The sequence below is a fragment of the Candidatus Spongiihabitans sp. genome (genome assembly GCF_965247905.1).
GTDB lineage: Bacteria > Pseudomonadota > Gammaproteobacteria > Arenicellales > Poriferihabitantaceae > Spongiihabitans.
The window spans coordinates 1528075-1541540 of record NZ_OZ252047.1; the positions used below are offsets into that span (position 1 = coordinate 1528075).

The following is a 13466-nucleotide window of genomic DNA, read 5'->3' on the forward strand; positions in this document are numbered from 1 at the left end:
ACCCCCAAATAGGATAGAATAAATCCGGACAGTTCACGTGTTAATTATTAGGACAGATAATTTACTCCTAACAGAATTTGATTAAAGAGTTGACAAAACGCCAAAGATAGATTAGGATTATCATACCAAAAAAAGAGGACTACTCATGACCAGAAAAGCAAAAACCATCGGTCTTGTCGGACTGTTAAATTATTTCCCCGACGAGCAAAGCGTAGTAACCTATTTAGAACGGTTGCGCTGGGGCGACACGCCAACCTGCCCGAAATGCGGCTCGGTTGAGCGATTTACTCCACAAAAACAATTGGGCAGATGGTGGTGTAAATCTGGCCGTCATTACTTCACTGCGTGGCATGACACGCCGCTGGAATACGGAAAGATACCGAAACGCAAATGGATTATCGCCGCCTACTTGCTTGTAACAGCGCGAAAAGGAATATCAAGCCTTCAATTATCAAAAGAGTTAGAAATCAGCCAGCAAAGTGCCTGGTATCTGCTTCATCGACTTCGTGAGGCCTGTGCCGGCAAAAACGAAATGCTGGCTGGAGTGGTTGAAATTGATGAAACCTACATCGGTGGCAAACAAAAAAACCGTCATGACAGCAAGCCTCGACACGCCACCGGTGGTCGCGGCAAGCAAGCAGTGTTGGGTATGCGTGAGCGTGGTGGTAAAGTAAAAGCGAAACCGATCGGAGATACCGGTATGGTTACAATGCGCCGGGAAATTGATTCATCAGTGGAAGCCGGGGCGACTATCTACACCGACGAGCATCGCAGTTACGACCGATTGAACACCGCTTACAATCATATGGCGGTCAAACATAGTGCCAAAGAGTTTGTTAATGGAATGGCACATACAAACAGCATTGAAAGCGTTTGGGCGGTATTGAAGCGCGGATATAACGGCGTTTATCATAATTGGAGCGACAAACACACGCACCGATATGTGAATGAATTTACCTTTCGACTCAATGAGGGTAATTGCTCTATTGATACTGGTGACCGAATTGACGCTCTTTTCGGAAGGATGGTCGGCAAAACTATAACCTACGAGGAACTAACACAATGAATTGGGCTAACCAGACAATTTGGACAGGTGATAATTTGCCGATTATGCGTGGAATGAACAGTAATTCGGTAGATTTAATTTATTTAGATCCACCATTCAATTCAAATCATGATTACTCAGCGCCGATAGGCAGCGAAGCCGCTGGCGCGGCGTTCAAGGATACATGGGGTGAAAGACAATGACTATTGTTGTATTAATATTCGAGTTTGCAGATGACTTTGAAACAGATAGATAAGTCCGCTCGCGCTTTGTTAGCAATGCCGAAGCCTCGTGGCAAGGTGCGTCGTGCAAAAAAATCAGATCTCAAACGTCGATTTAAACTTGTGATTCTTAAAGGCAAGCCAACGATGTTGGAAATCAAGTAACCCCTGGGTTTGTCAACTTTCCTTGATAATTCCCTTTAATAACTGGATTGCCCGGCCAATAATAATATGGGCCGGGCAATGACGAATTACGGGCAATAGTGAACCGAGAAGATAAAGGCGCGTTGAGACGCCAAAGCACACGAGAGAAAATGTCCGGCTACGCCAGGGCACGTTTTAGTGTCACGCTTTGCATGACATTTATTTACCATTGTCCCCTCAGCCCGTCATTCTCGCCGCAGGCGGGAATCCAGTTAAATATCTGTCACGCGTAGCGTGACTCCTTTTGGCATCCGGCTTTGCCAGACACAAACCGGCGGCTACGCCGCAAAGGAGTTCGGCTGCGCCGAACGGTTTAATAACTGGATTGCCCGGCCAATAATAATATGGGCCGGGCAATGACGAATTACGGGCAATAGTGAACCGAGAAGATAAAGGCGCGTTGAGACGCCAAAGCACACGAGAGAAAATGTCCGGCTACGCATCCTTTCTGCCGTCATTCTCGCCAGCAGGCGGGAATTCAGAGTGGCGAAGCCGCGATAATAAGGAGTTCGGCTGCGCCGAACGGTTTAATAACTGGATTGCCCGGCCAATAATAATATGGGCCGGGCAATGACGAATTACGGGCAATAGTGAACCGAGAAGATAAAGGCGCGTTGAGACGCCAAAGCACACGAGAGAAAATGTCCGGCTATGCCAGGGCACGTTTTAGTGTCACGCTTTGCGTGACACTTATTCACCATTGTCCCCTCAGCCCGTCATTCTCGCCGCAGGCGGGAATCCAGTTAAATATCTGTCACGCGTAGCGTGACTCCTTTTGGCATCCGGCTTTGCCAGACACAAACCGGCGGCTACGCCGCAAAGGAGTTCGGCTACGCCGAACGGTTTAATAACTGGATTGCCCGGCCAATAATAATATGGGCCGGGCAATGACGAATTACGGGCAATAGTGAACCGAGAAGATAAAGGCGCGTTGAGACGCCAAAGCACACGAGAGAAAATGTCCGGCTACGCCAGGGCACGTTTTAGTGTCACGCAAAGCGTGACACTTATTCACCATTGTCCCCTCAGCCCGTCATTCTCGCCGCAGGCGGGAATCCAGTTAAATATCTGTCACGCGTAGCGTGACTCCTTTTGGCATCCGGCTTTGCCAGACACAAACCGGCGGCTACGCCGCAAAGGAGTTCGGCTGCGCCGAACGGTTTAATAACTGGATTGCCCGGCCAATAATAATAATATGGGCCGGGCAATGACGGATTATAGGTAATAGAGCACGTTTTAGTGTCACGCTTTGCGTGACACTTATTCACCATTGTCCCCTCAGCCCGTCATTCTCGCCGCAGGCGGGAATCCAGTTAAAATATGTCGTCCGGCGTAGCCGGACTCCTTATAATCCAGACAAACATTGCACAGTATTTTCATTTTAACAAGCGCAATCAAAATCTTCGTTCAAACTTTACTCGAAAAGTCGGATAAATATCACTACTGCGATTATGTTGCGGGTGCCGTTCCGCGCCCAGCGTGGCTTGCAGCGCGCCACCCGCCAGCGGCACATGATAGACCGCTTCAACTTGCAGATGACGACCCGCCGGGGCGAGGTTCAGGGTGTGATCATTGGTCACCAATTCACCATAGCGCGTGCGTCCGGCAGGAAGGCGCATCTTGAGATTGCCGCGTTCGGTGCGTAGCGGTTGCGACAAACGCAAACCAAACCAGTCATCGCGCCGCCACAAAGATTCCCGCACCGCGCCGATACTAAAGGCGCTGCTGGTGAGCCGGTCAACCTCCTGCACCAGCCCGCCGTTCACCTGCGGACGGGTGCGACCCAGATAAGCGGATGCCAGCAGACGCCAGGGCTTGTTAGCACGCATATCATCACCGATGCCGTCATTCACACCAGCATCGCCCAACACCCAGGCGCCATTGATGCCGAAGAAGCCGGTTGTGCCCTGCGCCTGGCCGAGCGCACCTTGCAAACGCGCACCGAGAAAACCTTCGCGCTCGCGCACCGCACCGGCTTGCAGCCAGAGACCGCGACTCAATTGCATGTCCAGCACCGCGCCCAGCCCGCGTTCGCCGCCGGGTTTTTGATAGCCGTCAAACAATGGGCTGCCTTGCATCAGCGCGAAACCAAATCGCCCGCCGTCGGCGCGTGACCAACCGACACCGGGACCATCTCGCACCAGGGACAAATACGGCGAGGCGAAAGCGAGGGAGTCGCTGAAATGATTCATCATCACCTCGCCACCGTCCAACCGCAACGGCGCGTGCCCATAAAGTCCCAATGCGCGTCCGGCCTGGTCGCCGTAGGACAACCACCAGCCGTGCGCAAACGACAAGCGCGCGTCTTCAACCTCATCACCGTCAAAGCCAAGCGACAAGATTGTGCCGCGGTGCATGTCGCCGCCGTTGAATGACGACACCGGTGTCAGTGTCATGTCGTGTTGCTCGCGCTTGCCAGCGTCATCACGCGCCGCTTGCGAGACCCAAGTGTCCGCCGATAGAAAAAACGGCGCGTCCAATTCATCGAACGCGGCGAACTCCACTTCCGCCAACTGGGCTTGCATCGCGGTGCCGAACGCATCGCCGGACAAGGCAAATCGGATGCCCGCCAGCGGCTGGCGGTTCGGGTCGGATGACAAACCTGTCATGACCATTCCCACTGGCGCAGTGGCTTTGTCCAAATCAACCAGGCCATGACCGTAGGTATCAGAGTCAGCATAGATACCGTTGCGGTTGGCAGTGGCGAGCAGACGATTCACCAGTTCAGTATTCCCGACTTGCCGGCGGAAAAACTGCCGCAACACCGCGAGCGAACCACTGACGATTGGCGCGGCGAAAGAGGTGCCGCGGGCGTGAATATAACCGCTGGTACTCCCGGCCTCGGCCGCCAAAATTCTCACATCATCACCGCCAGGCGCGGCAACGCAGGACGATTTGGCGAGTCCACAACGGTTGGAGTAACTTGCAATCTCGCCATCAGCACCGATGGCAACGACCGTAATCACATGTGCCAGGCCCGGGTCGCCAGGTGCATTAAACGCCACCGCCAAGGCACCATCGGCATCTGGTGAACTAGCATCAATCAACGGGCCTAGACCATCGCGACCGTTGTGCAGATCATGACGGTCGCCATTACTATTACCGGCGGCAATCACCACAATGCTTCGGTCTGCCGGATCCTTGCTTGTCTGCGCCAGTGCATTGGCAGTGGCTCGATAATAGTATTTATAACAGGCGTAGGGTCCGGTCTCGCTACCAGTACTCTCACAGCCAGAGCCAAGCCGTCGCCATTCAGCCAATGACCAAGGAACGCCGAAGGAATAGTTTAGTATTTCCCCCTGAGCGATGTATTGGCGATAGTCGACAGAATTATCCAAGATGCTGTCATCCGCTGGCCATGAGTAAGCGTTTAACTCGCGCAGAGGCGGCTGATTTGGGTCAGGGCCTCTCAATCTAATAGGAATAAACTTGATTTGCGCGTCAAATGCAACGCCGTGCATGTCAGTGCCTGATGAGGAAGTGCCACGACGACCAGCAACCAGAGAAGCAACCGCTGTGCCATGTCTAGGGCCAGCACAGTCTCCGGCGGCGACTTCGCGTGCCGAACACAAATCTTGAGTATTCGTTATCGTCACCTTCCCGCTGAGTTCGCGATGACTGGTATCTATGCCCGAATCTACTACCACCACGGTCTCGCCCGCACCAGTGGCACCACGCGCATATGCGGCAGAAGCTTTAATTAAAGACAGATGATTGTCGGCAGTGGCGTATTCATCGGCGGCTTCAAATTCACCTCTGCGGGTAACGTAGCCGTCATCATCAGGTGGAATAATGACCTCTGGCGAGGTGCGCGGAAAAGGCGTGACCGGAGTTGGTGGTGTCGGTTTGCCACTACTACCTCCCCCGCCGCCGCAACCAACCAACAAAGTCAGCGCGCATAGCGTAAGGAGTTTGGCGGCGGCTAACGCCCGCCGTTCGCTATTTTGCGGGGGGGGGGGGGGGGGGGGGGGGGTGATTACAGCATTGTGAACGGGGTTAATTATCATGATGATCAATCCTCATAGTTGCGATTAGGCGGCGGCGATGCCGGGCCTTTGCATAAGAGCTGGATAAAGAACTCCCCGCTAATTTCCGTAGATAGCCCGCTAAAGCCATCTTTTTAAATGGTGTTGTATTCGCGAGAGACCCGACTAAACGGATCCAGCACTTATGCGAGGGGTATAGTTAATCATGCCGACTGAATTGTCAATAGCATGTCCGGGTTCACCACATATGAGACAAATCAGGTCGCAAGGTGGGTTGCTGATAATACGCCATCGGCGTCATTAAATCCAAACTATCGTGTGGTCGGCATGATTATAGGTCCACTGGTAATGGACCAGTTCCTGGTTGATCGCGGTCACCGTCAACGGCCCTCGGAAGTGAGGCTTCAGCCTCGCCAAGCCATTGCCAAGATGGCGGGACTAAAGTCCCGCTTCCGACGCCGCCGGCCTGACCTGCTTTAAGCGCACTAGCCGGGCCAGGTTAACAGTCTCCTATGTGTCTGAGCCCGAACATAGCATGTATAAGTCCATCACCTTTGACGCTGTGGTTGATGTTGGATGAGGAAGTTGCCGGAGATTGCAGGCCGAGGCTATGATGGGGCAGGACAGTGTTGTCATCGATCAGCCAGTCGGCCAGTTTGCGGTTTTGGCAGATTTTTGCTCCCAGCAATATTGCCACAGATGGCATGGTCGATACTCGCTCCATACGGTGTCGACACTTCCGCCATCCCTGGCGGTTGGCAAATAATTGTTCCCGACATTATTTGCACTTCCGCCGTCCATGGCGGTCGTGTTCCGCTACGCGGGACGCATAGTTAACTGGATTATTCGTATCATCCCTGATACTCACCCCTTCGGGGTTTGCGTGAAAAATCGCTGCGGGCGATGTTTTGCAACCCCTGTTTTCACAGGGGTGACGTTCTTTCGTTGGAATGACGGACCCTTATTATCCCGTCATTAGACGGACCTTTATTATCCCGTCATTATCGGGCTTGACCCGATAATCCAGTGAAACATCCGCGGCGACAGCCGCAACATAATCCAGCGGTGCACGTCCGGTGCTAGGCGCGTTCTTCACTGGTTAGTTCTTGACTTGCCTATGTTTTAACCCCTCTTGTTTGTGCGGATTCATTGCGGACACCGACAAGAAAATTTCAAAAACCACGAAAGCGGGTGTTGCTTTGGTTGGGCTTGCCGCTCTCACCAGTCTTGTGGTCAACGCAATGAAGGACGATAAAAACAAACAGGAATAGTACGGTTGTTGCCTGCTCCCGGTTAAATTTTCATAACCAGTAAGCCAGCGATCACAATCATCACCATTCCAATGATCGTTTCCAAGTCCGGGATTTCGGAGAAAAACAAAAATCTCCACCAGGCGGCGAACAGCAGATAGGTGTAATCGAAAGTGGCGATGATAGGCGGCGGCGCAGATTGATACGCTTTCGCCAAGCCGATGCCGATGATGACGAAGAGGAAGGACAAGAGCGCGATCACGCCCCATTCGCGCGGCCGCATGTCAATCCAGTTGCCGAGAAGGAACGGATAGGTTATGCCGTGTCGGAGTAGCGGCTGAGCCAAGACAACAACGCCGCTCGCCAGCAATCCGATAATCAAAATCGATAAGTTGAGCATGATGGCAAGTATTTGCGGTTTTTCATCGATGCATTTCGTGCGCGTGATAATCGCCGCCAGCGCATAAAACAAACCGGCCACGACCGGTATTAACATGTACAATGAAAACGCGTCGGTGGCCGGGCGAAGAATCACCAGAACGCCGATGAACCCAAGAACCACGGCGCTCCATGTTCGCCTGCCGACTGGCTCGCCGATCAAAAAGGCCGAAAGCAAAGCGATGAAAATCGGCCCGGTGTAAAGCGATGCCGCAATCATCGATAACGGCAGCAACGGTGCCGCCGCATAGATGGCGATATACATGAAGACCAGCAACATGCTGCGGATGATGGTCCATTTCAGCGAGCGCGGGCGGATGTCGGATATTTGCGATGCGAACAATACGATGGCGATTAAAATGGGTATCGCCACGAGCGAGCGACCACAAAGATTTGCCACAGGGGGAAGTCCGCGCTGATATATTTGATGATGGCATCGGAGAACGCCATGGTGAACACGGTCGCAATGATGATGCCGACGCCGAGAACAATGTCGTCTTTTTTATTTTCGGAGGAGGTGTTCATTTCTGTTATGTCATTTGTGCGCAAAAACTAAATACGCTCAATGATGAAAAAAAAGCCTCATGCGTGTATTTTTCTGCGCGATAACTTCCATGGTCTGGTTCTTCCCATCGACGAGTTTCAGAATGAATAATGTTTACGCTGTGTGAAATAGTAATGGGGTTTGGCGAACGCTTGCAAACGATAAAAACTCAACCGGACGCTGAATAAATCTCAGGAATACATATTAATGAACGACCCATGAGAAATAACTAATGAGAAGGAGACTTCCGCCATTAAACGCCATCGTGGCTTTCGAGTCCGCGGCTCGCCATAAAAGTTTCAAGAAAGCCGGGGACGAGCTGTGCGTGACCTCTTCCGCAATCAGCCATCAAGTGCGCTCTCTTGAAGACTGGTTGGGTTTTAATCTGTTCGAGCGTAGCACTCGCGTGATCGAGCTGACCGATTTTGGAATCCGTTATGTGCTGGCGTTGAGTTCGCTGCTCGATCAATTGGAGAAATTCTCCAATAATGAAATTGTCCGCGGCAAAAATAAAACAATCATCACGATACAAACCACGGACTCGTTTGCATCGCGCTGGCTAATTCCTCGTTTGTCAGAATTCGAGTCGCTTCACCCGGACATCGTCATAAAAATAATCACTTACGATTTTCGGGACAGCTTGCGTTGCTCGGAAGCTGATTTGGGAATATTATTTATGGCCGATAAAAAACATAACGCTAAAACGCATAACGTCAAAAAATATAACCAGACAGAGAATAATGACAACATGCGGTTATTATTTGCGGAACAAATATTTCCGGTATGCAGTCCTGAAATCATACAGAACATGACATCAATCGGCGTGGCCGATTTGTCGAATTTCACGCTGATTCACGATGACAACGTGGGCGTTTCCTGGCAAGACTGGATTTCAACGGCAACCGAAAAGCATTTCGATGCCACCAACATGAAAACGAAAAACGGCCCGCATTACAATCACGCGCACTTGGCGTTAAAGTCCGCGGAACTCGGAAACGGTTTTACCTTGGCCAGCAACGTTTTAACCAGCGATGCGCTGGAAAAAGGGTTGCTGGTCGCGCCTTTTCAGGACAAGATTGTGACTGGGTGCGGCTACTACCTGACACAATCACAAAACCCGAAAGTCAGAAATTATTGTCGGCCTTTCAGCAAGTGGATTGTTGCCAGAGCTTGTTAACAGCCCGAAATTGTCTCGGAATTAAGACTTGCGACGACAAAAATACACTTATAATTTTTTGGTTGCTGTTCCATGTTATATTTTATTGTTATCTCGCATTGTTATCTTTCATTGAAAAATTATGGCTAAAACATATTTAGACAAATTATCCAGCCTTATAAATGACCTGAAAATAGAGGATGAGATCGCTGCTCCTGTGGAAGCCCGGCACTTTTTTAGCGGCGCTGGGTTTTATGTCAATGGGACGATGTGCGCGTCATGGTCGCCGGTCGGGCTGGCTTTCAAACTGTCGGAAAAGGAAGTCGCTGAACTCATTGCCCGCGGCACGGCGACGCCGTTAAAGTATTTTTCCAGTGGACATGTTAAAAAGGAGTATGCGTTGTTTGAAAATCCGAATGCGACTAAACTGGAGTTTTGGAAAAATTATTTTGTGAAGGCTTCCGAGCAAATTTTATGCAAGCAAGACGAAACAAAGCGATGACCAAGATGATGACATGCCCAATTGAAAACGCCAGCGCAATTAAAAACGTGAACGCACTTTGCGCTTGGCGCATTAAGTTTTTATTGGGTCGATTTTGTATCGGTGCTGATTTTGATTAAACAAATTCCTTTTGCGGCGAGTTTAGTCTGTATTCTTTCGGCTGTTTTGTTGGCAATCCAGGGCGAAACAAAATACGCCGGCATACTGCTGGCGACTACAGGCGTGATATTTTTTGCATTCAACAAGAACATGGCTGAGTCTATAAATGCAGAAAATAAAATATCCCGCCCGTTCACGGTACTCGCAAGAATGCTTGGAGGAAGCACCTGTCGGTCTATGAAATTGTCAGGAATTGCACTGCTTGTTGTGGGGATTATGTGGGCTTTCAATCCATAAAAACGCAAGCCAATGATTGATAAGACAATCACGCGGCAGTAGCCGACCTAAGGATTCTGGTGGAAGAGTTGCTTGTAACTGATTGATTATAATGGTGGGCCGTGCAGGGCTCGAACCTGCGACCCGCTGATTAAGAGTCAGCTGCTCTGCCCACTGAGCTAACGGCCCTCCAAATAATAAAACAACCAATCCGGAAATCTAACATGATTTTACCTGATTTCAGTGCGTCGGTGAGATAGTCATGCCTTGCGCCGTTGGATTTTGTTGCGCTGATAATGCCAGGATAGCATTATTCAGAACTTCTCTCAATTAATATCAGGAACGTCAATGACGGTGGTCGCGGTGCTATACTCGCATCCGAATTGATCATCAACTTGAACCGCGCGGCATCAAAGCAAAGGAGTCCGGCTACGCCGGACGGCATATTCCACTGGATTGCCCGGCCAATAATAATATGGGCCGGGCAATGACGAATTATAGGTAATGGTGAATCGAGAGGGCAAAGGCGAGTTGCGATGCCAAAGCACACGAGAGAAAAAGTCCGGCTACGCCAAAGCAACGCCGTTTTAGTGTCAGGCTTTGCGTGACAATTATTTACCATTGTCTTCTCAAAAGGACTCATCGCCTTCCGATTCACCCTTGTCTCCCCAACCCGTCATTCTCGCCGCAGGCGGGAATCCAGTTAAAATATGTCGTCCGGCGTAGCCGGACTCCTTTGAAAAAGTGTGAGTTTCGCTTCCATATGCGCCACGAAAATGGGTGTCAATATCTGCTAAAATCTATCCGAAATCGACCGCTTAAAGTATCTTGAACCTTAATCAATGACCACAGAATTATTCGATGGCAACGACGACCTTTATCAAAATTGGTTAGCGGCGCACACCGACGGTTTCGTCATCAACACATCAAGACGCGAAGCGCGGCGTGGCACTTATATGGTGTTGCACCGAGCGCGTTGTAAAAACATTAACGAGTCACCTTGGCCGCACGGCGGGTTCACCGAAAGATCATACATTAAAGTGTGCGCGTTGACGGTGGATGAACTGCGCGCATGGGCGCGAACGAACGGCAGAGTCGATGGTTCGTTCAGCAGCGAACGCTGTTTTTGCAAATCGATTTAGTCGCCGCCTGTTGCATCGTGAGCACGAAAAAACCTACGGAAAAACCCCACGAAAAAATTAGAGCGGTCGACTTGCCGGCGTCCCTTGGCGGTCGCGCTGGGAGGATGATTTTGTGTTCGGTCTCGCGCTATGCCAACGGCAATTCAAACAACGACCCGAAGCGGGTCAGGCGGTCATCCACGCCCGCCAGTCGCAGGGCATGCCACGCCATAGCGTGATTGGACGAGGTCAAAGGAATACCGAGACTGGCTTCCAGTTCTTTGCACGCTTCAACCAGGCGTACCGAGGTGCAGGAAACAAAAACAGCCTCTACCGCTGCGTGCTTGATAATTTCGCGCACCCCTTTTTCGATGGAAGCGGGCGTAATCCGGGACACATTTGAATCCCGATCCTCATTAAATGAGCCAAATACCGCAACCTCAACACCGCGGTCGGCAATGTATTTGGCGACAATTTTGTTGACTTCGGCGGAGTAGGGCGTCAAGACGCCGATGCGGTTGGCGTTGAATGCCTTGAACGCCGCAAAGGCGGCGGTTATCGGCGTGGTGCAATGCGCCGCGGGCTGGGCCGCATGAATATGCTCAAATACTGTTTCCTCGCCGATGGCGATTGACGCGGATGTGCAACCATAAGCCACCACATCCACAGGTGTTCCCGGGGTGAATAGTTGCGCGCAAGCGGTGATGCGGGATTGCATGGCGCGCAACGATTGCGCGGTGACCACATCGTCGTTGAGGATGCGGCTTTGATACAGGGCCACGCCATCGAGATGATGAAAAATTGTACGCCATTCATGCTCGATGGTGTGGTCGGTCGCCAAAACGATGAGTCCGATTTTTGCGCGCTTAGCGATGCCGTCGTCAAGCTCAAACGGCAGGCGTTCAAGCAGAATCATGTCATCTTTTTGGCGCGGCGCCGTCGCCGGTTTCATGTCGGGTTCATGTTCGTGGCGCGTTCGTTTTATGTCAACCCGCCGGGGATTTCAATGCAGGCTACGGCTGTTCGCCGCGCCGCAGCCGCGCTTCAATGTCGTCCAGGCAGGGCACCAAATCGGCGATGCTGTCGACGACATAATGCGCGCCGCGTTGGTACATGGTGGGGTAGATGCGGTCGCGGTGTTTTTGTTTGACTTCCTCTGAAAACGCGTCCCATTCATCAAGTTGCACACCGACCTCGTTGCCGGAAATCGCCAGCCCGACTGCCCAGCAACTGGCGTTCAATCCCTCTTCAATACCGGTCAAGGTATCGTCGACTTTGACCACCGACTGCACCGGCGAGATGTCAAGTTCCAATATGTTGCGCAGCACCATGTGCGCGAACGGGCGGCCGCGTTTCACATCGCCGGCGCCGAAGGTGGCATCGGGAACATAGCCCTGTTTTTTCGCATCGGCCTGGTTGATGGCTAACATGCCCGGCAGATAGCCGGAAGTGGAGCCGATTTTATAATCGCGCTTGCGACATTCGCCGATGACATCAAGCGTGCCGGGGATGAGTTGCGAATACTCAGAAAGGCAGGCTTCCTGCATGGGGATGAAATCCGCAAACATGCGACCCACATCGTCGTCTGTAGGCTCGGTGCTGTGAGTTTCGACCCACCGTCGGCGCACGCTGGGAATTTCGCAGATCAAACCGATGTGGACTCTTTTATGCGCGCCCATCGGGATACGCGCCTCTTCGAGGCTGATCGGCACGCCGGCTTTCTCGAATACCTGACGAAAAACCACAGCCGGCGCCATGCAGCCGAAGTCCATGGTGGTGCCAGCCCAGTCGAGGATGACGCAGCGAATCGGGCCACGGTAAGCGCGGGTGTAGGTGAATTCTCGTTCGTGAGTAAATTGCATAATAATGGAACCCTTAGTAATGTGAAAGTGTAGTTGTGTGAAAGTGGATGCCGTGCGGCGGCGCGAAAATCGCGTAGGGTATGCACAAAGCGCATGGGCAGCAAATTGTTATTATGTATAGTTCGTATTGTTATGGGCGATAGATTTTATCGGCGACTTTAATTTTCCGCAACAAGTTTTCTTTTTTGCAGCGACGGTCATCGTCGGGGTCTGCGACCGACGCCACCGCTTCAATGGCGGCGACATAATCATCGGGGAAGCGCCAATGCTTTGCGCCGAGCACAACCAATTCCTTATACCAATGATAGGGTTTGAGGCTGTCATCAATGTAGTTCCGTTGCGCGAAGTAGGTGAAGCAGGAATAGTCGCGGTCGTGATGACGCGCCGTGATTATACGCGCTTCGTAACCGTGTCCCTTGCCCTCAATTTTATCCAACTTCTTTTTGTCGTCGGCGGTTATTTCGTAGATGACGCCGTGCACTGAATCGGTGTCCGATTTGGCGGGAGCCAAGTTGCATTTGCCGGATGAATTCTCGTGGCGATAGGTGCTTTTTTTGTGAAACGCGAGGCGGTGTCCGTTCAATTCACCGACACCGATCTCCCGGGCGGCGATGCCCCGTTCTGATAGTCGTTCAGGATGCAGATTGGAGCCATAGGCGAAATAATAAATCTTGGCGGTCACGGTTTTTATGATGTATTGGGGTTGTTTGACAAAGGGTCATGGTGGGCGGGGAGAGATAAACGCCGCTATAATAGCGGCAG

Annotated in this window: 21 protein-coding genes and 1 tRNA gene; 7 read left to right on the forward strand and 15 right to left on the reverse strand. The window is 51.6% G+C overall.

Annotated features, from left to right (window positions below):
• Positions 1-145 precede the first annotated feature (145 nt).
• The 3 genes from ACP158_RS07865 to ACP158_RS07875 are packed head-to-tail and all read left to right on the forward strand — an operon-like array spanning position 146 to position 1431.
• Positions 146-1066, forward strand: a complete 921-nt coding sequence (locus ACP158_RS07865) for an IS1595 family transposase (protein ID WP_424945610.1) — start codon at positions 146-148, stop codon at positions 1064-1066.
• Positions 1063-1248, forward strand: coding sequence for a hypothetical protein (locus ACP158_RS07870; protein WP_424945611.1), 186 nt, complete (start codon positions 1063-1065; stop codon positions 1246-1248). The genes ACP158_RS07865 and ACP158_RS07870 overlap by 4 nt, the downstream gene beginning before the upstream one ends.
• Before the next feature lie 36 nt (positions 1249-1284).
• Positions 1285-1431 (forward strand): hypothetical protein, encoded by a 147-nt coding sequence (locus ACP158_RS07875; RefSeq protein WP_424945612.1) that lies wholly within the window; start codon positions 1285-1287, stop codon positions 1429-1431.
• Between the two features lie 12 nt (positions 1432-1443).
• On the opposite strand, the gene ACP158_RS07880 is transcribed toward ACP158_RS07875, so the two are convergent.
• The 10 genes from ACP158_RS07880 to ACP158_RS07925 all read right to left on the reverse strand — a co-directional run bounded on the left by ACP158_RS07880 (position 1444) and on the right by ACP158_RS07925 (position 7669).
• On the reverse strand, positions 1444-1602 hold the full coding sequence (locus ACP158_RS07880; RefSeq protein WP_424945613.1) for a hypothetical protein: 159 nt from the start codon (positions 1600-1602) through the stop codon (positions 1444-1446).
• A gap of 45 nt (positions 1603-1647) precedes the next feature.
• A complete protein-coding gene (locus ACP158_RS07885) occupies positions 1648-1827 on the reverse strand; it encodes a hypothetical protein (protein ID WP_424945614.1) in 180 nt (59 codons plus the stop codon).
• Between the two features lie 221 nt (positions 1828-2048).
• Complete coding sequence (locus tag ACP158_RS07890) at positions 2049-2171, reverse strand: hypothetical protein (protein WP_424945615.1); 123 nt, start codon at positions 2169-2171, stop codon at positions 2049-2051.
• Positions 2172-2178: 7 nt separating this feature from the next.
• A complete protein-coding gene (locus ACP158_RS07895; protein WP_424945616.1) occupies positions 2179-2358 on the reverse strand; it encodes a hypothetical protein in 180 nt (59 codons plus the stop codon).
• Positions 2359-2365: 7 nt separating this feature from the next.
• A complete protein-coding gene (locus ACP158_RS07900) occupies positions 2366-2488 on the reverse strand; it encodes a hypothetical protein (RefSeq protein ID WP_424945617.1) in 123 nt (40 codons plus the stop codon).
• Positions 2489-2495: 7 nt separating this feature from the next.
• Complete coding sequence (locus ACP158_RS07905) at positions 2496-2741, reverse strand: hypothetical protein (RefSeq protein WP_424945618.1); 246 nt, start codon at positions 2739-2741, stop codon at positions 2496-2498.
• Between the two features lie 123 nt (positions 2742-2864).
• Positions 2865-5477 carry a S8 family serine peptidase gene (locus ACP158_RS07910; RefSeq protein ID WP_424945619.1) on the reverse strand — a complete coding sequence of 871 codons (2613 nt, stop codon included), beginning with the start codon at positions 5475-5477 and terminating at the stop codon, positions 2865-2867.
• A gap of 618 nt (positions 5478-6095) precedes the next feature.
• A complete protein-coding gene (locus ACP158_RS07915; RefSeq protein ID WP_424945620.1) occupies positions 6096-6257 on the reverse strand; it encodes a hypothetical protein in 162 nt (53 codons plus the stop codon).
• Positions 6258-6749: 492 nt separating this feature from the next.
• Positions 6750-7544 carry a DMT family transporter gene (locus ACP158_RS07920; RefSeq protein WP_424945621.1) on the reverse strand — a complete coding sequence of 265 codons (795 nt, stop codon included), beginning with the start codon at positions 7542-7544 and terminating at the stop codon, positions 6750-6752.
• Positions 7499-7669 carry a hypothetical protein gene (locus tag ACP158_RS07925; protein WP_424945622.1) on the reverse strand — a complete coding sequence of 57 codons (171 nt, stop codon included), beginning with the start codon at positions 7667-7669 and terminating at the stop codon, positions 7499-7501. Before ACP158_RS07925 ends, ACP158_RS07920 begins: the two co-directional genes overlap by 46 nt.
• A gap of 251 nt (positions 7670-7920) precedes the next feature.
• Between ACP158_RS07925 and ACP158_RS07930 the strand changes: the two genes are divergently transcribed.
• The 3 genes from ACP158_RS07930 to ACP158_RS07940 all read left to right on the forward strand — a co-directional run bounded on the left by ACP158_RS07930 (position 7921) and on the right by ACP158_RS07940 (position 9742).
• Positions 7921-8865, forward strand: a complete 945-nt coding sequence (locus tag ACP158_RS07930) for a LysR family transcriptional regulator (protein WP_424945623.1) — start codon at positions 7921-7923, stop codon at positions 8863-8865.
• Positions 8866-8986: 121 nt separating this feature from the next.
• The gene (locus tag ACP158_RS07935) at positions 8987-9346 is read left to right on the forward strand and encodes a TfoX/Sxy family protein (RefSeq protein ID WP_424945624.1); all 360 of its coding nucleotides are present in this window, start codon (positions 8987-8989) and stop codon (positions 9344-9346) included.
• A gap of 111 nt (positions 9347-9457) precedes the next feature.
• Entirely contained in the window at positions 9458-9742 is a 285-nt protein-coding gene (locus ACP158_RS07940) for a hypothetical protein (protein WP_424945625.1), read from the forward strand.
• Between the two features lie 92 nt (positions 9743-9834).
• On the opposite strand, the gene ACP158_RS07945 is transcribed toward ACP158_RS07940, so the two are convergent.
• Positions 9835-9910, reverse strand: a tRNA-Lys gene (locus tag ACP158_RS07945).
• A gap of 121 nt (positions 9911-10031) precedes the next feature.
• Positions 10032-10343: a hypothetical protein gene (locus ACP158_RS07950; RefSeq protein WP_424945626.1), complete on the reverse strand. Its 312-nt coding sequence runs from the start codon at positions 10341-10343 to the stop codon at positions 10032-10034.
• A gap of 220 nt (positions 10344-10563) precedes the next feature.
• On the opposite strand from ACP158_RS07950, the gene ACP158_RS07955 reads away from it, so the two are divergent.
• Positions 10564-10863 carry a hypothetical protein gene (locus ACP158_RS07955; RefSeq protein WP_424945627.1) on the forward strand — a complete coding sequence of 100 codons (300 nt, stop codon included), beginning with the start codon at positions 10564-10566 and terminating at the stop codon, positions 10861-10863.
• A gap of 127 nt (positions 10864-10990) precedes the next feature.
• Here ACP158_RS07955 and ACP158_RS07960 read toward each other — a convergent pair whose 3' ends face one another.
• From ACP158_RS07960 to ACP158_RS07970, 3 genes are all read right to left on the reverse strand, one after another.
• Complete coding sequence (locus tag ACP158_RS07960) at positions 10991-11794, reverse strand: maleate cis-trans isomerase family protein (RefSeq protein ID WP_424945628.1); 804 nt, start codon at positions 11792-11794, stop codon at positions 10991-10993.
• Positions 11795-11855: 61 nt separating this feature from the next.
• The gene (gene phnX, locus ACP158_RS07965; protein ID WP_424945629.1) at positions 11856-12704 is read right to left on the reverse strand and encodes a phosphonoacetaldehyde hydrolase; all 849 of its coding nucleotides are present in this window, start codon (positions 12702-12704) and stop codon (positions 11856-11858) included.
• Between the two features lie 130 nt (positions 12705-12834).
• Positions 12835-13386, reverse strand: a complete 552-nt coding sequence (locus ACP158_RS07970; RefSeq protein WP_424945630.1) for a gamma-glutamylcyclotransferase family protein — start codon at positions 13384-13386, stop codon at positions 12835-12837.
• Positions 13387-13466 lie beyond the last annotated feature (80 nt).

Coding starts and splice junctions, on each gene's coding strand:
- ACP158_RS07935 (WP_424945624.1), top strand. CDS start 8,987: ATGGCTAAAACATATTTAGACAAATTATCCAGCCTTATAAATGACCTG.
- ACP158_RS07955 (WP_424945627.1), top strand. CDS start 10,564: ATGACCACAGAATTATTCGATGGCAACGACGACCTTTATCAAAATTGG.
- ACP158_RS07915 (WP_424945620.1), bottom strand. CDS start 6,257: ATGGACGGCGGAAGTGCAAATAATGTCGGGAACAATTATTTGCCAACC.
- ACP158_RS07960 (WP_424945628.1), bottom strand. CDS start 11,794: ATGAAACCGGCGACGGCGCCGCGCCAAAAAGATGACATGATTCTGCTT.
- ACP158_RS07905 (WP_424945618.1), bottom strand. CDS start 2,741: ATGGTGAATAAGTGTCACGCAAAGCGTGACACTAAAACGTGCTCTATT.
- ACP158_RS07890 (WP_424945615.1), bottom strand. CDS start 2,171: ATGGTGAATAAGTGTCACGCAAAGCGTGACACTAAAACGTGCCCTGGC.
- ACP158_RS07950 (WP_424945626.1), bottom strand. CDS start 10,343: ATGGTAAATAATTGTCACGCAAAGCCTGACACTAAAACGGCGTTGCTT.
- ACP158_RS07865 (WP_424945610.1), top strand. CDS start 146: ATGACCAGAAAAGCAAAAACCATCGGTCTTGTCGGACTGTTAAATTAT.
- ACP158_RS07925 (WP_424945622.1), bottom strand. CDS start 7,669: ATGAACACCTCCTCCGAAAATAAAAAAGACGACATTGTTCTCGGCGTC.
- ACP158_RS07930 (WP_424945623.1), top strand. CDS start 7,921: ATGAGAAGGAGACTTCCGCCATTAAACGCCATCGTGGCTTTCGAGTCC.
- ACP158_RS07900 (WP_424945617.1), bottom strand. CDS start 2,488: ATGGTGAATAAGTGTCACGCTTTGCGTGACACTAAAACGTGCCCTGGC.
- ACP158_RS07910 (WP_424945619.1), bottom strand. CDS start 5,477: ATGATAATTAACCCCGTTCACAATGCTGTAATCACCCCCCCCCCCCCC.
- phnX (WP_424945629.1), bottom strand. CDS start 12,704: ATGCAATTTACTCACGAACGAGAATTCACCTACACCCGCGCTTACCGT.
- ACP158_RS07870 (WP_424945611.1), top strand. CDS start 1,063: ATGAATTGGGCTAACCAGACAATTTGGACAGGTGATAATTTGCCGATT.